We start from the raw sequence: 22,970 nt of genomic DNA on the forward strand, positions 1-22,970 counted from the left end.
TAGCCGATGCTAAACACCACATTCCCGCTATTTATCATAAAAGCAGTATGTTAAAGTTAGAATAGGCAAGCATTACCTAATAAGCAAAGCTTAGCACTTATATTTAAAAGCGCCTGCATTTACTTTTAATTCCTAAAGCCTATCTTATTGATTGTTTTAAACAATTTCCATTTTTTTCAATAAAAAGGAAGCATTCATGTTTTTACAAATACCGTTTTTCAGGGTGTAATCAAAGTGAAGTTCATCATTAATTATTTCAGCATCAAAATAATAGTTTTTTACTTGGGGAAGTTCTTTTTCAATGTCGCACAAACTTAAATCGTGTGTTGCGATGATGCCTGTAGCATGAGAGGCTACTAATTTCTCGACAAACTTACGAGAACCAATAGCTTTATCGGTACTGTTAGTACCTTTTAAAATTTCATCTAGAATAATAAAATACGGCTCTTTTTGAATGGCATCAACTATATATTTTAAACGTGTTAATTCTGAAAAGAAATACGAACTATCATCGGTTAACGAATCGGTGGTGCGCATGCTTGTAATGAGCTTTACAGGAGAATATTCACTCTGTTTTGCACAAATAGGCAAACCAACATTAGCCATAACAATATGTAGCGATATGGTTCTTAAAAACGTACTTTTCCCCGCCATATTTGCTCCGGTAACAATAAAAAACTGTTCGTTTTCTATAACCACATCACTATCTACACGTTTGTTTTTGTTTAGTAATGGATGCCCTAAATTCTCAGATTTGATGATGACGCCATTATCCACAATCTTCGGAAAAACAAATTCAGGGTGATTGAAATCGAAACCACTTAACGAGTTATATGCATCAAAAAAGGATACCACTTCGAACCAATCGGATACTTTATGTCCGTATTCCTTAATCCATTTTTCAACACGGTAACTATTTTTAATATCGGTTAGAAATAGCCCATTTCCAAAAATGGCTGAAATTAAATTATTCCGATTATCCAAAGCATCTAAATTTTTGGAAAGCGTTTTAAAGATCAGGGATGCTTTTTTATTTTCAGATTGAATTTTCTTTTGTTTTTCCTGAAGTAATTCCGAAGAAAAGGTTTCATTCTCTATTAAATCCAACAGCAAAGCATACTGTCGAAATGTGTCTTTTACTTTATCAGCTCCAGCTGAAAGTTTATTGATACGTTTCACATAAATACCTGTAAAACCTAAACCAATAAACAACCAATACCCCACCATTTCGGCACTAATAATTTTAAAAATAGCTAAACCAAATAAAACTAATGAAACTGCAGTAAAAGCTATAGGCAACCACGCTGCAACACTAGACAAAAAGGGTTTATAGTTTTTTAACCAACTTAAAATTTGTTTTGCTGAAGTTTCAACCTCTACCAAACTCGAATTTGCGGCATAATGTTGACGCCATTCCGGTTTAGCACTTAATTCTTTTATTACCTGTTGCCGAGACACAATCTCGTCCGTAACATTCGCTTTTAATAATTCAGCTAGTTTTTCTCGCCCTTCCGCAATGGTGGTACGGTTTATAAACTGAAAAAAGGAACCGCGCCCAAACAAATCGATATCTAAACTATAAAAATGATTAGGATCTTGAAATTCTAAACCTTGATCGCGATCATGAAACTGACCAGCTCCTATTTCAATTTCTTCTTCATTAATAGTTGCCAACGCTTTATTAAATGCACGTTCACGTTTAATATCGTTATATTTTGTTAATAAAAACAGAAATGCAGCCAAACCACAAACTCCAATTAGCAAGGTAACTTGCCAGATTTCAACTGTAAAATAAACACCAAAACCGGCAGCAATAAACACTAACAACCTCAGCATACTCAAGGTTATCATTTGTTTATGCAATTTTTGGGCTTGTGCCGTGTACTTTACTTTATGTTCTTGGTAATAGGTTGTGTGTGCACTCATGATATAAGGTTGAAGTGGCAAAGAAACGAAAAAGCCCTGATTACTGATTTCAGAGCTTTCGTTTTAATTATACTTTTTTTGTTATTTGAATATGTTATTTAAAATGCTCAAAACGCAGTTTAGTCATTCTAATCTCTAGACATAAAAATGCGCAATATATACCAAAACAGTAGCATTAATGACGCAAATAAACCTAAAGCAGCAGGAATATATTCGTCATTAGAATATTTATTCACCAAGTTGGAAGTTTGATATAAAATAGATCCGCCAGCTAAAAGGCACATACCTACAGAAAACCAAAGTCCTAAGTTGAAACCAAAAAGGCTACCCGCAATAATTAATCCGATAGCAATAAAAAAGCCAACCGTTAATCCCGCTTTTAAGAATGAAAAATCTTTTTTAGTTACTAAAACAATAGCCGATAATCCAGAAAATAAAGATAAGGTAACAATGGCCGCTTGATTTAAAATCTCTAGCCCAGTTTCCATGGTGAAAGCAGCAATATAAATAAGTGGCACAAAAATAAAAGCTTCAGCCAAAATGTAAAGTCCGTAAGCTAAATATTGCTTGTTTTTATCTGGAGTTTTAAGCGCCATACCTTCGGCATAGTTTGTAATAAACATAAAACCACCAAGCATAATAAGCCAGCGCCATCCTTCGGTCATTGATAAAGCAAACTGAACAACAGTTTCACTTTGTAATAACAAGTATTCGAATAAAATAAACACTAAAACACCTCCAGCAACATGTGCGTAGGTTTTCTTATAAAAAGCGACTTTATCCACTTCGGATAGTTCGCCTACCATAAGTTTATTATTAAATGTTTGATTCATATAAATAGTTTTTATTTTTTTTATTTTAATTAATCTCTAGAGCCACCAAAGACTTGAAAAGCCCAATAAACTAAAGATGCTAAAGAACCAATTGCCGCCACTAAATACGTACGTGCAGCCCATTTTAAGGCATCTTCCGATCCGGCATATTCTTCTTGAGATAACATGTTTTTATTCTTTAACCAAGCCAAAGCACGGTTACTCGCATCGTACTCTACCGGTAAAGTTACGAAACTGAATAATGTTGCAAAACCCATCATAACCAAGCCAGCAACAGCAATCCAATATCCAAGCCCTAAACCAGCTGCTGCACCCAACATGATTCCGCCAATAACAACCCATTGCGACATATTTGAAGTTACACTAACAATAGGCACTAATTTAGATCGTATTCCTAACCATTCATACGCTTGCGCATGTTGTACAGCATGACCACACTCGTGCGCTGCAACTGCAGCAGCCGCTGAATTTCGTTGATTATAAACCGATTCACTTAAGTTTACCGTTTTATTTTTCGGATTGTAATGGTCGGTTAATTGCCCCGGTGTAGAAATAACCTCAACATCGGTAATACCATGATCGGCCAACATTTTTTCAGCAATTTCGGCACCACTCATGCCATTTCTTAATTGTATTTTAGAATATTTAGCAAACTTCTTTTTTAAAGTGCTACTCACTAGCCAACTCACTAAACCTATGGCTCCTAATAATATATAATATCCAATCATTTTCTTTTAGTTTTAATTCTAATGTAAATATATCAAAAATAAAGCCAATTTTATGCTGTGCTAGTTTGTCAGTTAATATTTAAGTGGATAACGCTTTATAAAAAAATGGTTAACTTCGTTTACCACCAAATTTTAATTAATGAAACGATTTGATATCGTGACATTCTGACTCATACTAATGAAAATACTACTAACAGGATCAACAGGTTATATTGGCAAACGTTTAATTCCGGTTTTAGTTGAAGCTGGACACGAAGTGATTTGCTGCGTACGAGACCCTAAACGATTTAATCCGCCAGAATCTTTAGCAAAAAGTATTACGGTACTTCAATTAGACCTTTTAGATCAGGGCTCTTTAGAACATATTCCGAAAGATATTGATGGTGCTTATTATTTGGTCCATTCGATGTCTTCGGATGGCGATTATAAGTCTTTAGAAGAAACATCAGCTAAAAACTTTAGAAATGCTCTAAAAAACACCAGCGTAAATCATGTGGTTTATTTAAGTGGCATTGTTAACGAAACCGAACTTTCTAAACATTTAAGCTCAAGAAAAAACGTAGAAATAGAACTCGCAAAAGGAGACTATAACTTTACAGCTTTACGCGCCGGAATTATTATTGGCTCCGGAAGTGCATCTTTTGAAATTATTAGGGATTTAGTTGAAAAACTCCCGATCATGATTACTCCAAAATGGTTAAACACTAAATGTCAACCGATCGGCATTTCCGATGTTATGGCTTTCCTTTCTAAATCGATGTTTAATCCCGAAACTTATAATGAGAATTTTGATATTGGAGGTCCTGATGTTTTAACCTATAAAGAGATGCTTTTAAATTTTGGTAAAGCCAGAAACTTAAAACGTAGAATTTATACGGTTCCGGTAATGACGCCCAAACTATCATCATACTGGCTTTATTTTGTAACCTCAACATCGTACAAATTAGCATCGTCTTTAGTACATAGCATGAAGGTTGAAGTGGTTTGTCGCGATAACAGAATAAATACCATTTTAGGCATAACACCTTTAAGTTATAATGAAGCTTTAAAGCGCGCCTTTAGTAAAATTGAAAGCAATGAAATTCTTTCGAGTTGGAAAGATGCTTACTCTAGTAGTGGATTAAACTTTAATATATCGGAATTTATACAAGTCCCGTCTTTTGGTTGTTTTAAAGATAGTAGAACGAAAGCTATTGAAAACCGCGAAGCTTCTATAAACAAAATTTGGGCTATTGGCGGAAATACCGGTTGGTATTACGGCACATGGCTTTGGAAAATTAGAGGTTATATGGACAAGCTCTTTGGCGGTGTTGGATTGCGACGCGGACGTACCAATCCGGCGACCATAAACGTTGGGGATTCTATTGATTTTTGGCGTGTTTTATATGCTGATAAAAAAGAAGGACGCCTACTTTTATTTGCTGAAATGAAACTCCCGGGTGAAGCTTGGCTGGAATTTAAAGTGGTTAACAACAAACTGACCCAAACAGCAACTTTTAGACCGCTTGGTTTAGCCGGCCGATTGTATTGGTATGCGGTATTGCCTTTTCATGGGTTTATTTTTAAAGGTATGCTGAAGGCTTTAGCTGAGTAAGAATTTCACCTTCATAAAAAAAAGACACAACTTACCAGTTACATCTTTTTGCGTTAGGGATAGAACGGCCTGTTTGAGCTCCCCGACCTTTTGGGAGGGAGCGAGTAGTGATAGCCCGACCCTTTTCGGGTAACGCCCAAATGATTATTTAAAACAAAAAAAAAATCTGGTTCTAGACACGATGCCTAAAACCAGATTTAACATATAGTTTGTGTGTTTTGAGAAACTATGCAGTTTCTAAAGACATATCGAAAGCTTCGGCTATTTCTTTGTACACAATTTTTCCTTTTATAATGTTTAAACCTCTTGCTAGTGGCGCGCTGTTTTGACAAGCTTGCTCCCAACCTTCGTTTGCTAATTTAATAACGTATGGTAAGGTTACGTTGGTTAAACCCATTGTAGATGTGTATGGTACAGCACCTGGCATATTGGCTACGGTGTAATGTACAACCTCGTCTATAATGTATGTTGGATCTTGGTGCGTTGTTGGGTGTGTAGTTTCAAAACATCCGCCTTGATCTACGGCCACATCTACCATTACGGTACCTGGACGCATTTCTTTTAACATATCGCGTGTTATTAATTTTGGCGCTTTTGCTCCTTTTAATAATACACCTCCAATAATTAAATCGGCATCTACAATATGTTTACGTATGTTATATTCACTAGAAAATTCACTAATTACGTTGTTTGGCATAGAATCACTTACATAACGTAAAGCCTTCATATTAATATCCATAATAGTAACTTGTGCGCCTAAACCTGATGCCATTTTTGCAGCTTGGTAACCTACAATACCTGCACCTAGAATAAGTACTTTTGCTGGAGGAACTCCTGGAATACCACCTAATAAAATACCACGACCTTTAATAGGTTTCTCTAAGAATTTTGCTCCTTGTTGTACAGACATACGACCGGCAACCTCAGACATTGGAATTAAAAGTGGTAAAGATCCGTCGTTATCTTCTACGGTTTCGTAAGCGATACAAATAGATTTACTTTTAATCATAGCCATAGTTAATGGCTCGCTAGATGCAAAGTGGAAATAGGTAAATACCACTTGGTCTTCCCTAATTAACTCGTATTCGGCCTCGATAGGTTCTTTTACCTTCACTATCATTTCTGCTATTTCGTAAACAGCTTCTATACTGTCTAAAATAACGGCTCCAGCCTCTATATATTCTTCATCAAGAAAACCACTATTAAAACCTGCGTTTGTTTGTACGTAAACTTCATGGTTTCTTTTTGTTAATTCGAAAACTCCAGAAGGTATCATACCAACTCTATTCTCGCTGTTTTTTATCTCAATAGGAACTCCAATCTTCATTTATTAAGCTTTTTATGAATTTAAATCGGAGTAAAATTAGTTTAATTATTTTAAAATTATAATCAAAAGTTGATTTTTATTGAATTTTTAACATCACAAACTCGATAAAACTAAGTAATCTATAATCTACATCGGTTTAATAGGAAATTGAATTATAGTCGGTTTTTTACTCAAAAAAAGTATTTTTTTAGAGAAATTGATAAAAAAAAAGCTGTTTTTATCTGAAATTAAACAAAAACGAGCATTTTTGAACTGAGGGAAAACAGGCTGTTTTCGACGTCTTTTTTACACTTTTTTTCTGTGTTTTATTTTTAACACTAAAATAGCCATGCATAATATAGAGGTTATAATGTTAGCAATAACCATAGATAAACTATTAATGTAAAACCCGTAAACCAACCAAAGCAAGACACCAACAAACATGGCCAAAAACATGGTTAATGATACACCTTCGACATCTTTAGTTTTATAGGCTTTATACACCTGCGGAATAAAAGACGATGTGGTTAAAGTGGCCGCCACCAAACCAACGATTTCTATAGCTTGAATTTCAAACATAATTTTTATTTGAGAATAGAGGATTAAAACAAAAAGCCACCTTATAAAATAAGATGGCTTATTTCTATATGTTATTTGCCGTTAGCCAACAATGTTTACAATTTTACCTGGCACAACAATTACCTTTTTAGGGGTACGACCTGCAAGTTGCTCTTGTGTTTTTTCGTGAGCTAAAACGGTTTTTTCTATCTCGTCTTTGCTCATATCCATTGGTAACTCTAAAGTAAAACGCATTTTTCCGTTAAAAGAAATTGGGTAATTTTTACTGCTTTCTACCAAGTGGCTCGCATCGAATTCTGGAAAAGCCGCTGTAGAAACACCTTTAAATTCTTTAGGTAAACCTTCAACTTCTTCTGGCTTAAGAATTTTATTAAATTGAATACTCGCAAATAAATGTTCAGCTACATGTGGCGCGTAAGGCGACAATAAAACCAATAACGGCTCTAAAACAGCTTTAGAAGTACATTTTTGAGTGGTTAACTCGTTTACAGCAATCATAAACGTTGAAACCGATGTATTGAAAGAGAAATTCTCGATATCTTCTTGAACCTTTTTAATGGTTTTATGAAGGGTTTTTAAATTGTCTTTTGTTGCTGCTGCTTCTGAAACTTTCAGTCCGTTATCATCCACATACAATTTCCAAAGTTTTTTAAGGAAGTTGTGTACCCCTGTAATTCCGGCTGTATTCCATGGCTTGTATTGTTCTAATGGCCCAAGGAACATTTCGTATAAACGAAGACTGTCTGCACCGTAATCTGAAACAATGTTATCAGGGTTGACAACGTTGTATTTCGATTTGGACATTTTTTCGACTTCTCTGCCTACTTTGTAAACGTCATTATCTCCTTCAATTATTTCACCCTTATCTCCAATAAAAATAGCTTCTTTAAATTCAGACCTCCAATTTCTAAGACCATCTATATCTATTTCTTCAGATGAATTAACTAATGAAACATCGACATTCCTTCTTCCAAAAGAATCAATTCCAACCGATATTTCTGAAATATTCTCTGAAACAACTTCGAATAATTTTTCTCTTAACTTTTCTAAAATCTCGTTTTGAACATTTAAATTATCAAGCTCGACACCATTTCTTGTAAAAAACAAAGCTAAGTTATCATTACCTCTTTTATTATCAATAAAAAGTTGATTAAAAGCAGAAACATATTTTTCTGAAACAAAAACCTTAGATAATTTAGCACCACTATCATCTTTTCCGACACCACTTGTTCCATAATTAACAAGCCCATACACAAAAGCACTAGTCCCCAAAATCATCCCTTGATTAATCAGTTTTTTAGCAAACTCATCAACAGGCACAACACCTTTATCGAACAAGAATTTTTGCCAAAAACGAGAATACAGTAAATGTCCTGTAGCATGCTCGCTTCCGCCAATGTATAAATCGACATCTTTCCAGTAATCCATCGCTTCTTTACTAGCGAATTTTTCGGTGTTTGTAGAATCCATGTAGCGGTTAAAATACCAAGAACTACCTGCCCAACCTGGCATGGTGTTTAGTTCTAACGGAAAGATATTTATATGATCAATTAAGTCATTTGATACTACTTCCGCCTTGAGGCGGTCCCAAGCCCAAACGGTTGCATTACCCAATGGTGGCTCGCCGGTTTCGGTTGGTAAATATTTTTCTACTTCTGGTAATTTAATTGGTAAATGTGCAGCATCAATCATTTGCGGCATCCCTTTTACATAATATACCGGGAATGGCTCTCCCCAATAACGTTGACGGCTAAATACAGCATCGCGCAAGCGGTAATTGGTTTTTCCTTCACCTTGCCCTATTTTTTCTAATTCGAAAATAGCACGTTTGGTGGCTTTTTTATAGTTCATGCCGTTAAGGAAATCACTGTTTCCTATCACGGTTTTTTCTTTATCTGTAAAGGCTGCTTCCGAAATATCGGCACTATCAAAAATATTAATAATTGGAATATTGAAATGCTTCGCGAAAGCATAATCTCTTTCATCTCCACAAGGTACAGACATTACAGCTCCTGTACCGTAACCTGCTAAAACGTAATCGCCAATCCAAACCGGAATAGGCTCTTTTGTAAATGGATGCTCGGCATAAGCCCCAGTAAATGCACCCGAAATGGTTTTTACATCGGCCATTCTATCGCGTTCGCTACGTTTAGCAGTTGCTAAAATATAAGCCTCTACCTCAGCTTTTTGCTCGGGTGTTGTTAATTTCGCTACTAATTCGTGCTCTGGAGCTAGCGTCATGAAGCTTACACCAAAAATAGTATCTGGTCTTGTTGTAAACACATCAATAACGGCATCGCTATCCTTCACATTAAAAGTAACAGATGCTCCAACCGATTTTCCAATCCAGTTACGTTGACTTTCTTTAAGTGAATCGGTCCAATCAATAGTTTCTAACCCTTGAAGTAAACGTTCTGCATAAGCAGAAATTCGCATACTCCATTGGGTCATTTTTTTACGTAAAACCGGGTGACCACCACGTTCTGACACGCCGTTTACTATTTCATCATTTGCTAAAACGGTTCCTAATGCAGGGCACCAGTTTACTTCCGTTTCGGCCAAATAGGTTAATCTATATTGAAGTAATACTTTTTGTTTGTCTTCCGAAGAAAATCCTTGCCAAGCTTCTGCTGTAAAAGGCGCAATGTTATCATCGCAAACGGCATTGACATTCGTATTACCTGCTGTTGCAAAAATGTTTTCTAAAGTAGAAATATCTTCAGCTTTATTAGTATCGTTATTATACCAAGAGTTGAATAATTGAATAAAAATCCACTGCGTCCACTTATAATATTGCGGATCTGACGTACGTACCTCACGAGACCAATCGAAAGAAAATCCAATTTGATCCAATTGACGACGGTAGGTTTTTATATTCTCGGCCGTGGTAATTGCTGGATGCTGCCCGGTTTGGATCGCGTATTGCTCGGCAGGCAAACCAAAACTATCGTACCCTTGTGGATGCAATACATTAAAACCTTGGTGACGCTTGTAACGCGCATAAATATCGGATGCGATATAACCTAACGGATGCCCAACGTGTAAGCCTGCTCCACTTGGGTAAGGAAACATGTCTAACACATAATATTTTGGTTTTTCGCTTTGGTTTTCGGCTTTAAAAGTTTGGTTTGTTGCCCAATATTTCTGCCACTTTTCTTCGATTTTATTGAAATCGTATATCATCCTATATCTTGTTTTCGTATTACTATAAGGTCGTTTTTAAAACGGCCATATTCGGCGCAAATTTACGTTTTATAAATCAACTTAAAAATCTTTTATTTTCATAAGTTAAAACCGTTAAAAAACATGCTGTTTTAACTAGATACTTTTACTTTTGCACGCTAAAAACAAGACTCCTTGAACGCGAACATCTACAAGGCCCATTTTGCACTTTTCGGCGCAAATGTTATTTACGGGCTCAATTATATTATTGCCAAAGGCATTATGCCACATAAAATTAGCCCAACGGCTTTTGTATTTATCCGTTTGGCTTGCTGCGTTGTGCTATTTTGGGCGCTTAAATTTATTTTTGTAAAAGAAAAAGTAGAACGTAAAGATTTATTACGTTTGGCGCTTTGTGGTTTACTTGGGGCAGCGGCCAATATGCTGTTTTTCTTCCATGGTATTAATAAAACCTCGCCGGTAGATGCCTCTATTATTATGACGGTTACGCCTGTTTTGGTTTTTATTTTCAGTTTTTTTATTCTGAAAGAGCGCATGACGAAGAACAAATTTATAGGTACCATAATCGCTGGTATTGCCGCCATTTTTCTTATTGCTTATGGTAATAAATCTGAAGGCACAAGCTCTCTACTCGGTAATTTCCTAGTGTTTTGCAATGCCACCTCTTACGGACTTTACTTAGTAGTTGCAAAAACTTTAATGAGAAAATATAATGCCCTTACCGTTATCTGTTGGATGTTTTTGTTTGGCTTACTCTTTGTTTTACCGTTTTCAATTAAACCCATTATGGAAACCGATTTTGCAGGTTTTACAACCAACACGTATTTAGTTATTGGTTTTGTGGTACTATTTACCACATTCACTACCTACTTACTTAATTTGTATGCGCTAAACCACGTGATGCCATCGGTAACCAGTAGCTATATTTATTTACAACCCGTAATTAGTTTTGCTATGGTAAGTATTTATGCTTTTGTATTAATGAAAGAGGAATATGCACAAGATATTAACCTGGTTAAAATACTAAGTTGCTTCATGGTTGTTGTTGGTGTTTACATTATTAGTAAACCGCCTAAAAAACTAGCATAACCGTAAAGTTTTACCAAGTTGCGACTTGCGTTATTTAAAATAATTTTAGGTTGAAAAATAACAATTTCAATATGTTTCTGTTTATATAAATGAAGATTGCTTATTCTTTATTATTTTTACAGCACTAATCGACACCTTTTATGAGTTCATCTTTTGAAAAACATCAAAAACGCAGACTAATTTCATCGTACTTTTCTGTAGTTTTAAGTATTGCCCTAGTTTTATTTTTACTAGGCCTGTTGGGTATGTTGGTTTTAAATGCTAAAAAAGTATCCGATCATTTTAAAGAGCAAGTGGTACTTACTATTTATTTGAAAGATTCTGCTAAAGAGGTTGAAACCAAACAACTTGAAAAAAGTTTGGCCATGGCCGATTATGTAAAATCTACCGAATACGTTTCTAAAGAACAAGCTGCCGAATTTATGAAAGCAGAAAATGGTGAAGATTTTATGGATTTCGTGGGCTATAACCCATTACAGAACTCGATTGATGTACACTTAAAAGCAGACTTTGTAACATCGGAACATCTTGAAAAAATTTCCGCGGAAGCGTTAAACAAAAACTTTGTAGAAGAAGTTACCTACGATAACGACTTGGTAAACTTGATGAATGATAATGTTAAAAAAATCAGTTTTTGGGTTTTAGTTATCAGTGGTATTTTTACACTTATTGCAGTATTATTAATAAACAGTTCTATTCGCTTGGCGGTATATTCTAAACGATTTACAATAAAAACCATGCAAATGGTTGGGGCTACAAAACGTTTTATTCGTCGTCCTTTTGTTTGGAAAAGTGTGCGTTTAGGCATTATTGGCGCTATACTAGCACTAATAGGCATGACTGTTGTGCTCTATTATTTAGATAAAACTTTTGCAGAATTGGAACTGCTTAGCAACCCTATTTTAGTGGCTACTTTATTCAGCGTTATTTTTGCCTTAGGCATTTTAATCACTTGGATAAGCACCCATTTTGCAACTCAACGTTTCTTGAATTTAAAAACAGACGAACTTTACTATTAGATTAAATCTAATAAAAACATATATTTAGTATTTCAAAAAAAATCATACCAATGTCTAAAAACTATTTCAAAAATAACCCTGATAAAGATGGGTTTTTCGGAACATACGGAGGCGCTTTTATTCCGCCTAATTTAGAAGAAGAAATGAAAAAAATTAATGATGCTTACTTCTCTATTAGTAAGTCTCATAAATTTATTAATGAACTACGACAAATAAGAAAACATTTTCAAGGCAGACCAACACCAGTATACCATTGCGGCAGATTATCTCAAAAATATGGCGGTCAAATCTACTTAAAACGAGAAGATTTAAATCATACAGGTGCTCATAAACTAAACCATTGTATGGGCGAAGCTTTACTCGCGAAACATATGGGTAAGAAAAAGCTAATTGCTGAAACTGGAGCAGGACAACACGGTGTAGCATTGGCTACTGCTGCGGCATATTTTGGTTTGGAATGCGAAATACATATGGGTGAAGTTGATATTTCCAAAGAATACCCAAATGTGCAACGCATGAAAGTTTTAGGTACCACCGTAATACCTGTTACCCATGGTTTAAAAACGTTGAAAGAAGCTGTAGATAGCGCTTTTGAAGCTTATTTAAAAGACCCTATAAATTCCATTTACTGTATTGGATCGGTGGTTGGCCCTCATCCTTTCCCTATGATGGTAAGAGATTTTCAACGTGTTGTTGGTATTGAAGCTAAAGATCAATTTCTTGAAATGACTGGAGAACTGCCAGATAACGTTGTGGCTTGCGTTGGTGGAGGAAGTAATGCCATGGGCATCTTTTCTGCATTTTTATTTGATGATGAATGTGCACTTTACGGCATTGAACCCGGTGGAACATCATTAAAAATGGGAGAACACGCAGCAACCATGACTTTAGGAAAACCAGGTACTATACACGGCTTTAAATGCTACGTTTTACAAGATGAAAACGGCGAACCGGCACCAGTACACTCTATTGCTAGTGGATTAGATTATCCAGGAGTTGGTCCAGAACACAGTATGCTAAAAGATTTAGAAAAAGTAACCTACGATTCTATTACAGATAAAGAATGTATTGATGCCTTTTTTGAACTCAGCCGATTAGAAGGTATTATTCCTGCTTTAGAAAGCTCGCACGCTGTGGCTTACGCAATAAAACTTGCTCAAAAAAATCCGCAACAATCTATTTTAGTTAATTTAAGTGGCTGAGGCGATAAAGATTTAGACTATATTATTGACACTTACGGGATACCAGAATAAAAAAAGTAAATGCCCTTAACAAAATTTAAGAAATAAAAACTGTTACTTTGCTTTTTAGTAAAAAACTAAGGCACATATAATTACTATGGAAAACAAAAAACAAAAAGACGCAGTAAAAGCCACATTTGTCTTCGGAAAAAAGAACTATAAATTTATGTTTATTGGTTTAGCCATTATTGCGCTTGGTTTTATACTAATGTCTGGTGGAGGTAGTGACGACCCTACGGTTTTTAACCCAGAAATTTTTAGCTGGAGACGTATACGTTTGGCTCCAATGCTTATTCTTATTGGGTTTGGTTTTCAGGTTTATGCTATTTTATTGAATCCGGATAAGAAGTAAGATGTTTTAAAGGAACTCACATTTATATGATTTATCCTATCGTAGAAATCACTAGTTTTGAAGTAGATTTCTATAATTGTTCGGCAAACTGTTTAGCCATTTTTTCTACGTAATTTTTAGAGTTCTCCATGGAATCCTCTAGGTTTTTAGCGTAATTTATAACAGCATCGGTGTATTGTATTCCGAAGTTTTGCGCATGCTTTCCATCTAAATCAATAGCACCGCAAAAGGCAGCAACCTTTATTTGTTTCGCTTTCGCTGAAGTTAATACGCCTTGAATGGTTTTCCCAGACATGGTTTGTGTATCAAGCTTACCTTCTCCTGTAATAATCCAATCGGTATGCTCCAACTGTTCGTCAAAATTTGCTAAGTCCTTAATAAGCTGAATACCCCGTTCTAAACTCCCTTTTAAAAACACTTTTGATGCGGCACCCATACCACCAGCAGCACCTGCGCCTTGAATGCTTTGCACATCGATACCGAAGACTGCATTTAATATTTCAGAAAAAGACTTTAAACCTGCATCTAACATTTTAATATCGTCCGCGGTTGCTCCTTTTTGAGCAGCGTAAACCTCTGCAGCTCCATTTTTACCGTATAACGGATTGGTAACATCACATGCCACTTTAAAACTCACTTCACTAATGTTAGGATGCACATTCGTTGCATCAATCGATTTTATTTTTGATAAATTAGCTCCTATAGGTTTGACTTCCTTTTCATTTTTATCTAAAAAACGATAACCTAAAGCCGTTGCCATTCCAATACCACAATCGTTAGTGGCACTCCCGCCAATACCTAAAATAATAGTTTTAGCCCCTTTATTTAAAGCATCCATAATCATTTCACCTGTGCCCAGCGTGGTAGCATTTACACAATCAAATTGTTCGGATTGTAATAATTTTAAACCTGAAGCTTCAGCCATTTCAATAAAGGCGGTTTTTGAAGCTTCAGCATATAAATACCGTGCGGTTATTTTTTCAAAAAAAGGATTATTAACTTCAACAGAAATCATGTCGCCTTTCAAATAAAAATCAACCACTTCAATAGTGCCGTCTCCCCCATCGGCCAATGGTAATTTTAAAATATCGATGTTTGGATCTACAGCGTGAATACCAGCTTCAACAGCATCGCAAAAAGCCAAACCTGTTAAGGAATTTTTAAATTTATCGGGTGCGAGAACAATTTTCATGGTCTAAAATATTTTAGCTTAAAATAGAAGGAAGAAACAAACTGAAAATTAGTATAAAAACAAAAAAGACTAAAAGAATATACACTTCTTTTATCATAAAATCTTCTTTTTTGATGCTTACATTAAAGTTAGAAATACGTTTTACTTTAGTTTTACTCGTTAAAGCAGAAACTAAATAAGCCACCACTAAGGCTATAATGACTCCTGTAAAGTTGAGCCAAATCCAAAAAATATTGAATCCTAAATCGATATGAAATAACTCTTGAATTGTTTTTGAAAACATCAAATTAATTAATACTGCTGAAATAATACCAGCATTCATTCCGATATGGTTTACCTTTTTTGAAAAGAAAGCCAGAAAAAAAGTCACTAAAACAGGACCATAAAATACGGAACCTATGGCATTAATTATTTCTATAACAGCATTTTTACTACCACCGAAAAGAAAGGCACTTGCAATACAAACTACACCCCAAAATACGACTGACCCTTTTGAAATCATCATGTATTTTTTGGTGCTTAACTTTTTTTCGCCACGATTAAAAAAATCTTCAACCGTTACTGCCGAAAGCGAATTAACGGTAGAACTTAAAGACGACATGGCTGCAGATAATATGCCGACCATTAATATACCAATTAAACCGTGTGGTAGATATTTCATTATAAAAACGGGTACCATTAAATCGGCTTTAATGCCATGTTTGGCAAACTCACCAGGAAAATGTTTTTGGGTTGTATCGGCTATTTCAGTGAGAAAATCGGGCGCCAATGTAATTAGGCCTCCTAATACTAACCCCATAATACAATACACTAAAACTACGGGAAACCTCAACAAGCCGTTAGCGAGTAAAAGTGTTCTAATGGTTTTCTCGTCTTTGGCCGACAGCATACGTTGCGCTTGCGTTTGGTCGCATCCATAATAAGAAGTATATAGAAAAAACCCTCCAATTATCATTGGTAATAAACCATACTCGTTGCCTTCGCCAACACCTAAATTATAGTCGATAACTTTTAATCTTTCCGGATCAAACCCTGCGGCTAAACCGCCATGCTCTTGCAAAAGCGTCCATCCAAAATACAGGCAAATTATTAAACCTGCGAACAAAATAATCATTTGAATGGCATCGCCCCAAACCACAGCTTTCATGCCGCCTTGCCATGAATAAATAATGGTAATAACACTTATAATTAAAATGGTATACACAAAATCGATATCTAAAACAGCTTGTAAAATAATAGCGATGGTGTAAACCATAACACCGGTTCCGAGCGCTCGACTTATTTGAAAAACAATACTTAAAATTAATCGTGTTGATGTGCTAAAGCGTTTTTCTACAAACTCATAAATACTAACAACACCAGATCTAAATAAGGGTGGAATAATAACAATCATTATAAAAATCATGGCCAATGGCACAGCAAACTCAAAGGTTAGCCATTTCATTCCTCCATTTAATTTAAGTCCAACAAATGCTGGTGCCGAAATAAAACTAATAGCTGAAAGTTGTGTTGCCATGGTTGATAAACTCAACGGAAACCAGCCCATACTTTTTCCGCCTAAAAAATAATCTTTAGAGTCTTTATTGTCTTTAAAAAAGAACCCCATTCCTAAAAAGAATATGATATAAAATATTATGATACTATAATCTAGCCAATTCATAATGTTAAGTTTTGTTGTTAGTTGGTTTAGTTAGTTAGTTAGAATATAAAAGGTTTTAATAAAAACTAAAACCTTTTATATTAAGCTCCTGTTTAATTAGTTCTATAATATAGACTCAGGAATTGGATTTGCTATTAATCCTTGTTTTTTTAATTAGTCATTTAACATATCTATTAGCAACGCTGCAGTCCACGAAAAATCGTTTCCACCATAACCTGCTGTTCCATCTTTATGCATTTCTTTTCTCGAGTCGAAATACTCATAAAAGCCATTTTTATCAATCATATCAACCGAATCTTGTTTAACACGTTCGGCAATTTCAGTAAACCCATATTGTTTCAATCCTTTAAACAACATCCAGTTTAAATTAATCCAAACCGGGCCTCTCCAATATTTTTTAGGGTTGAAGCGCTCACTCGTTGGATCGAAAGAAGCACATAAATACTGTTCTTCTCCACCAAACTTTTCCATCATAACCTCAACCATTTTTTTGGCACGGGCTTCACTTGGAATGCTAGCGCATAAAGGCGCGAAAGATGATGATGATAAATAACGCAACGGTTTTTCGTTTCTTAAATCATAATGAATATAAGCTCCTAATTCTTCATCATATAATTTCTCATTAAAAGCTTTTATACTTTTATTTTGCCATTGCTGAAGTTGCTCAATTTTAGTATGATCTCCTAATAATTCATACAAATTAATTAAACTTTGGTTCGATTTAATAAGCATGGCATTAAACAAAGGATCTTGTACTAAAAACGGTGATAACTCGGCAATTTTCTCATCGCTGTAATTATGTTCTTTAGCAATTTCAATAATATGTAAATAATGATCGTATTCTCTTTTCGATGGTCTTTGTGCAGCATCTACATGAGTGGTATCTCGTCTTTCAAAATTGTATTCTGGCGGATTCATGGTATCCCAAATATCATCCCAAATTGGTGAATTATCGGTACCCGACTCCCAGTTGTGATAAATATAAACTAAACCTTCCTTTTGCGGATCGCGTTGTGTAAAAAAGTAATTATGGTTATCGTAAACCTTATCTATAACGGTTTTAATAAACTTTAGCGTTGCTGGTTTATCTTTACTAATTCTATACATTTCCTCTAAAACAAAACCTGTAACGGGTGGCTGCGTCATCCCGGTCGATTTATATTTTTTTGAAGATTCTGGATGTAAGTCCGATCGATGAAAATCGGCTCCTGGAAAATAAGTATCGGTATCCGTATGGAAAATAATGTGCGGTATAAAACCATTTCCCCATTGGGCATCTAGTAAAGTTTTAATTTCCAACTCGGCTTTTTCCATTTCAAAATGGGCAAAACCTATGGCAATTAAGCCAGAATCCCAAAACCACTGAAACGGATATAATTTGGCACATGGTATACTAAAACCATCTTTAAAATTGTTAATTAGAACTGTTTGAGCTCTGTCTTTTAATGCTTTCATATTTTATATTTTTTTTTAAAAAACTCACCACTTACACTTAACCTTAAGTGGTGAGCTACTTATATAACCTATAATTACACAGGTTAAAACAAACGAAATGTTTAGAAGGTTAATGTGGCATTGAAAAATGCACGTCTTGGTAAAATTGGGCGACCAACAAAATAATCTTGACTTGTTGATTGTGAAAAAGCTCTTGGATCGCCTTCTGATAAACCTTGACTATCGGCTAAGTTATACACTGAAAACCCAAGTCTTAATTTCTTATCATCTTCAAAACCTATAGTATATCCAGCTCCTATTCTTAATACTGTGAATCCGTCTAATTCTACAAGATTGGCATCATCATTAAATTGACTACCTCTAATATTTGCAGATGCAAAAGCATCTAATTTTCTGTTATCATAATCTAAACGTAAGGTTGATAATGTCGTTGGCTGTCTTCTTAATTTTTTTCCAACATTTGCACCATTTGTAACATCGCCTTCAACTAAAACCACGCCATCTACAGTACCAGATTGCAATACCGTTCTTTCATCTGTTTTAAGCTCATGACCTTGGTAAGTGAAGTTTCCGTTAAAAGACAGATTCTCAGCAAATTTCCATAACCAAGATACTTCCATACCTAGTGTTTTTGTATCCTGAATGGTTTTTATTCCATCTACAGTTCCTATAGTGCCACCATAATTCAACCTTTGGATAGCAACTCGATCAACAAGTGTTGTATAATAGGCCGCAACGGTTCCAGAGAATTTACTGCTTCCATATTTTAAACCTGTTTCAACTTGATAGATATTTTCAGGCTTATACTCACCTGCAATAACATCATTACTTACCACATTAATACTTCTAGTTAATGGGAAGAAATATCCTTTAGACATGTTGGCGTAGGCATTTAAATTGTCGTTAATTTTATAAAGTGCAGCCAAAGAAGCAGCAAAACCAGTAGTACTAACCTCTGCTCTTTTATATTCTCCCGTTGCGTAACCTACGTTTTGTAATGCAGATGTTAAACCTACATCAGTATATACTTGTTTTGTATCTGTACTTCCAATTTCTCTACTGGCTTTTTGGTTTTCTACACGGAAACCAACATCAATACGCCATCTATCTAAAACCATCTCATCGGTTAAATAAAACGCTGTTCTATCTTGAGTAAGAAAGGTTGCAGCTGTGCGGCCTATTCTAGCAGTTAGTCCATTTTGTGCCAAAATAACATCGTTACCATTAACATCTGTAAATGAAAGATTCACTAATTCCGGAGCATCGTTAAAAGCTGATAATGTTCTGTATTGCCAGTTATTATCTTCTCCTTGAGACGATGTTAAATACGTACCTAAAGTAATATTGTGCTCAACTTTATCTCCTTCTAATTTTTTAGTGATGCTAAACTCCCCTGTTAAATCTGTAATAGGTCTATTTCTATCGATATTTAAGTTATCAATAACTCTGTCATTTGCAGCAAGCGCTGTTCCTCCAACATACGACGCATTGATATTAGTAGCGCCGGCATACCCATAGGCATCTAAATAATCGCTTAAATTAGCGGGTGTATTCACGGTACCACTAGCGGCAACGTATAGTCCAAAATCATTTACATAATCGGATACTTTTACTTTTGAATTAATTTTCCAATCGTTACCTAAATCGTAATCAAAAACTCCCATAGCATAGAAACCTTTAGTATGCACACCATCGCCTATCGGACTTTTATATTCTCCGGCAGGAGTTAAAAAACTAATATTTCTAACGTGTGAAGAATTTAATTGATAAACCGTTTCACCATCATTACCCGTAATTCTTTCTCGAGAATCTCCATCTAAAGGCAGACCTAATAGAAATTGTGCTTTATCATCAATAAACTGCGTGTAGAAAGTAAAAGATCCGTTTTCGAATTTCTTTTTTAAGTTTCCTCTAAACTGATATCCTTTTGTTGGCAATCCAAAATCTAAAGGCCCATCATCCTTACGTACAAACCCAGACACAGCGTAGTAAGTATTAGAATCTTCTCCTCCTACTTTACCACCAGAATAAAACTCTCCTTTTATTCTTCCTTTGGTTGCTACTTCAAAATTTATAATGTTTTCATCGTTGGTATCACCTGTTTTCGAAATGTAGTTCATAACACCTGCAGTAGAACCTGCGCCATATAAAATAGACGAACCTCCACGTACAAACTCTACACCTTTTACACCTTGATCTACTTTAGCATAAACATCTCCGGCCGTGGAACTTAATCCGTAACCAGCCAAGGTTAACCCATCATATTGTATAGGAGAAAAATCGTTTTGACCTCCAGACGGTAAACCTCTAACAAATATATTTGTTGCCGCTTCGCCACCACCACCATCGGCAACAATACCAGGGATAGAAGCCACAATATCGGCTTGGCTATTCGCATTTAGGCGGGTTAATTCTTGAGTCTTTAATGATGAAATTGAATTTGGTGTTTCTTTTTGAGATCTAAACGTAGAAGATGCCGTTAGCACCACCTCATCTAAAGTGTTTCCGCCTTCTATTAAAACGAAATTCAAAGTCATCGAACTTCCATTTAATGAGACTACTTTATTTAAAGTTTCATAACCCAAAAAAGAAACTTTAATGGTTTGTTCACCAGTAGCACTTGTTGTGAAACTGTAATTACCGTCAAAATCGGTTGTGGCTCCAGAAGAGCTCGCCGCAATAACTACATTGGCTCCCGTAACGGGAACTCCAGAATTGTCTTTTACAGTACCTGAAATTTCCGTTTGTGCAAACGTTGTAGAAATACTAAAAACACATAGTAGTGTGTAAATTAATTTGGTCATAATATTTAGTTTTAGTTGATATTAGTCCAAATTTATAACGACATACATAAAAAAAGTTCTAAAAAATTGCCATATATTTATGCAAACGGTTGCGGGAACGTTTGTTTTTTACAATATTCTAATAAAACACCTCTAAAAAGATGAAAAAAGAAGTAGTAACACTGAAAAAATTATCTCAAATACTTGATTTATCGACCTCTACAGTCTCTAGAGCATTGAACGATCATCCAGATATTAGCGCGGCTACAAAAGAAAAAGTAAAAAACCTCGCAAAAAAAATGCACTATGTACCTAACATTTTCGCAAAAGGATTCCGCCAACACAAAACCAATATTATAGGAGTTATTGTCCCGAATATTACCCATTACTTTACAACCACTATGGTTAGAGGTATTCTAGAAGAAGCTGCCATAAAAGGTTACCGGGTTATAATTTCTGAATCGAATAATGATATCGCCAAACAAACCGAAATGCTTAATACCATGTTACAATTTGGAGTTGATGGCATGTTAGTATCCTTAACAAAAATGACACGCGAGATTGATGATGTATTAGAAACATTAAACAAACTCCCTTTAATATTGTTCGACAAGGTCTCTAGTAAAATTCCGTGTACGCAAGTCACTATCAATGATGAGCAAGCTGCTTTTGACGCTGTGGAGCACCTTATAAATATAGGAAAAAAGCGTATTGCAATTATAAAAGAACAAGACTTCTCATACACTTCTCAAAAACGATTTGCTGGCTATTTACGCGCTTTAAAAGAAAACAACATTGAAGTTGATGAAAAATTAATTATGAGTGTAGATGATATTACTTTGGAAAACGGAAAACAAATGACCAGCCATTTATTAAGTATAAAACACCCGCCCGATGCTATTTTTGCCATAACTGATAGCGCTGCAGTTGGCGTGATACAAACGTTAAAAAAATTCAACATAAAAATCCCTGAAACTATTGCAGTTGTTGGGTTTAGTAATTCCAGACTATCCACCGTTATCGAGCCAAATTTAACCACTATAGATCAGCCCGGGGAAACTATTGGTAAGAATGCCGTAAAACATTTAATTGAAGAAATTGAAACCAAATCCGTTACAATTTCTAATAAAATGATTGAAATTAAAGGAGCCTTAATTATTAGAGATTCTACTTTTAAAGCTTAAAATATTAAAAAGGTTATCGCTAACAACTTCTATTTTAATATTTTTGCGCCATGGAAATTATAGACGCAATTATTCTCGGTATTATTCAAGGACTTACCGAATTTTTACCCGTATCATCTAGCGGACATTTAGAGTTAGGAAAAGCGATTTTAGGAGACCATTCGGTTCCTGAAGAAAGTTTACTTTTTACAGTAGTACTGCACTTTGCAACCGCTTTAAGCACCATTGTTGTTTTCAGAAAAGACATTTTGAGCTTAATAAAAGGTGCTTTAAAATTTGAATGGAACGAGGATTTACAGTTTATTACAAAAATTGCAGTATCTATGATTCCTGCTGTTATTGTCGGTTTATTTTTTGAAAAGCAATTAGAGTCCCTTTTTGGCGGCAATATTTTACTCGTTGGCTGCATGCTTATTGTAACTGCTATTTTATTATACTTAGCCGATAAAGCCAAAGACACCGATAAAAACGTGACTTTTAAAAATGCTTTTATCATTGGTATATCGCAAGCTATTGCTATGTTACCAGGTATTTCGCGTTCTGGAGCAACCATTTCAACTTCTGTTTTATTAGGAAATGATAAAACAAAAGCCGCTCGTTTTTCATTTTTAATGGTGGTACCATTAATCTTCGGAAAAATAGCAAAAGATCTTTTAAGTGGTGATTTAACCTATGATAGCGGAAATTTCACCGCCCTTTCCATTGGTTTTGTAGCGGCCTTTATTGCGGGACTATTCGCTTGTACTTGGATGATTTCACTAGTGAAGAAAAGTAAACTATCCTACTTTGCTATTTACTGCTTAATTGTTGGTGTTATTGCCATAACTTTTACTTTATTAAACTAAG

17 protein-coding genes are annotated in these 22,970 nt (G+C 35.2%); 7 read left to right on the plus strand and 10 right to left on the minus strand.

All coding sequences use genetic code 11. The annotated features are described in order from the left end of the window. Positions 1 to 156: 156 nt before the first annotated feature. The 3 genes from QWY92_RS04400 to QWY92_RS04410 all read right to left on the minus strand — a co-directional run bounded on the left by QWY92_RS04400 (position 157) and on the right by QWY92_RS04410 (position 3,487). Positions 157 to 1,926, minus strand: coding sequence for a MutS-related protein (locus tag QWY92_RS04400; RefSeq protein WP_290268756.1), 1,770 nt, complete (start codon positions 1,924 to 1,926; stop codon positions 157 to 159). A 128-nt stretch (positions 1,927 to 2,054) separates the two neighbouring features. Next, the gene (locus QWY92_RS04405) at positions 2,055 to 2,759 is read right to left on the minus strand and encodes a Bax inhibitor-1/YccA family protein (protein WP_290268757.1); all 705 of its coding nucleotides are present in this window, start codon (positions 2,757 to 2,759) and stop codon (positions 2,055 to 2,057) included. 29 nt (positions 2,760 to 2,788) lie between these two features. Continuing rightward, positions 2,789 to 3,487, minus strand: a complete 699-nt coding sequence (locus QWY92_RS04410; RefSeq protein WP_290268758.1) for a zinc metallopeptidase — start codon at positions 3,485 to 3,487, stop codon at positions 2,789 to 2,791. Between the two features lie 178 nt (positions 3,488 to 3,665). Between QWY92_RS04410 and QWY92_RS04415 the strand changes: the two genes are divergently transcribed. Beyond that, entirely contained in the window at positions 3,666 to 5,081 is a 1,416-nt protein-coding gene (locus QWY92_RS04415) for an SDR family oxidoreductase (protein ID WP_290268759.1), read from the plus strand. Positions 5,082 to 5,307: 226 nt separating this feature from the next. Here the strand turns inward: QWY92_RS04415 and ald are convergent, their stop codons facing one another. The 3 genes from ald to QWY92_RS04430 all read right to left on the minus strand — a co-directional run bounded on the left by ald (position 5,308) and on the right by QWY92_RS04430 (position 10,149). Continuing rightward, the gene (gene ald, locus QWY92_RS04420; RefSeq protein ID WP_290268761.1) at positions 5,308 to 6,408 is read right to left on the minus strand and encodes an alanine dehydrogenase; all 1,101 of its coding nucleotides are present in this window, start codon (positions 6,406 to 6,408) and stop codon (positions 5,308 to 5,310) included. Between the two features lie 285 nt (positions 6,409 to 6,693). Further along, positions 6,694 to 6,966: a SemiSWEET family sugar transporter gene (locus QWY92_RS04425; RefSeq protein WP_290268763.1), complete on the minus strand. Its 273-nt coding sequence runs from the start codon at positions 6,964 to 6,966 to the stop codon at positions 6,694 to 6,696. A gap of 81 nt (positions 6,967 to 7,047) precedes the next feature. Next, positions 7,048 to 10,149: a leucine--tRNA ligase gene (locus QWY92_RS04430; protein ID WP_290268765.1), complete on the minus strand. Its 3,102-nt coding sequence runs from the start codon at positions 10,147 to 10,149 to the stop codon at positions 7,048 to 7,050. Between the two features lie 174 nt (positions 10,150 to 10,323). Here QWY92_RS04430 and QWY92_RS04435 point away from each other — a divergent pair, with 174 nt between their 5' ends. From QWY92_RS04435 to QWY92_RS04450, 4 genes are all read left to right on the plus strand, one after another. After that, the gene (locus QWY92_RS04435) at positions 10,324 to 11,238 is read left to right on the plus strand and encodes a DMT family transporter (protein ID WP_290268767.1); all 915 of its coding nucleotides are present in this window, start codon (positions 10,324 to 10,326) and stop codon (positions 11,236 to 11,238) included. A 140-nt stretch (positions 11,239 to 11,378) separates the two neighbouring features. After that, positions 11,379 to 12,257 (plus strand): cell division protein FtsX, encoded by an 879-nt coding sequence (locus QWY92_RS04440; protein ID WP_290268769.1) that lies wholly within the window; start codon positions 11,379 to 11,381, stop codon positions 12,255 to 12,257. Positions 12,258 to 12,307: 50 nt separating this feature from the next. Next, entirely contained in the window at positions 12,308 to 13,459 is a 1,152-nt protein-coding gene (trpB, locus tag QWY92_RS04445) for a tryptophan synthase subunit beta (RefSeq protein ID WP_290268771.1), read from the plus strand. A 136-nt stretch (positions 13,460 to 13,595) separates the two neighbouring features. Next, positions 13,596 to 13,850 (plus strand): DUF3098 domain-containing protein, encoded by a 255-nt coding sequence (locus QWY92_RS04450; protein WP_290268773.1) that lies wholly within the window; start codon positions 13,596 to 13,598, stop codon positions 13,848 to 13,850. A 70-nt stretch (positions 13,851 to 13,920) separates the two neighbouring features. Here the strand turns inward: QWY92_RS04450 and QWY92_RS04455 are convergent, their stop codons facing one another. The 4 genes from QWY92_RS04455 to QWY92_RS04470 all read right to left on the minus strand — a co-directional run bounded on the left by QWY92_RS04455 (position 13,921) and on the right by QWY92_RS04470 (position 20,961). Beyond that, on the minus strand, positions 13,921 to 15,042 hold the full coding sequence (locus tag QWY92_RS04455; RefSeq protein WP_290268775.1) for a glycerate kinase: 1,122 nt from the start codon (positions 15,040 to 15,042) through the stop codon (positions 13,921 to 13,923). A 13-nt stretch (positions 15,043 to 15,055) separates the two neighbouring features. Beyond that, positions 15,056 to 16,702 carry a sodium:solute symporter family transporter gene (locus QWY92_RS04460; RefSeq protein ID WP_290268777.1) on the minus strand — a complete coding sequence of 549 codons (1,647 nt, stop codon included), beginning with the start codon at positions 16,700 to 16,702 and terminating at the stop codon, positions 15,056 to 15,058. A gap of 153 nt (positions 16,703 to 16,855) precedes the next feature. Next, a complete protein-coding gene (locus QWY92_RS04465; RefSeq protein WP_290268779.1) occupies positions 16,856 to 18,157 on the minus strand; it encodes an amylo-alpha-1,6-glucosidase in 1,302 nt (433 codons plus the stop codon). Between the two features lie 101 nt (positions 18,158 to 18,258). Next, complete coding sequence (locus tag QWY92_RS04470; RefSeq protein ID WP_290268780.1) at positions 18,259 to 20,961, minus strand: TonB-dependent receptor; 2,703 nt, start codon at positions 20,959 to 20,961, stop codon at positions 18,259 to 18,261. A gap of 140 nt (positions 20,962 to 21,101) precedes the next feature. On the opposite strand from QWY92_RS04470, the gene QWY92_RS04475 reads away from it, so the two are divergent. Both QWY92_RS04475 and uppP read left to right on the plus strand, forming a co-directional pair. Beyond that, positions 21,102 to 22,124, plus strand: coding sequence for a LacI family DNA-binding transcriptional regulator (locus tag QWY92_RS04475; RefSeq protein WP_290268782.1), 1,023 nt, complete (start codon positions 21,102 to 21,104; stop codon positions 22,122 to 22,124). Positions 22,125 to 22,174: 50 nt separating this feature from the next. After that, positions 22,175 to 22,969 carry an undecaprenyl-diphosphatase UppP gene (gene uppP / locus QWY92_RS04480; protein WP_290268783.1) on the plus strand — a complete coding sequence of 265 codons (795 nt, stop codon included), beginning with the start codon at positions 22,175 to 22,177 and terminating at the stop codon, positions 22,967 to 22,969. Position 22,970: the final 1 nt, after the last annotated feature.

The organism is Algibacter miyuki, from assembly GCF_030409805.1.
In the GTDB taxonomy this organism is placed as follows: domain Bacteria; phylum Bacteroidota; class Bacteroidia; order Flavobacteriales; family Flavobacteriaceae; genus Algibacter; species Algibacter miyuki.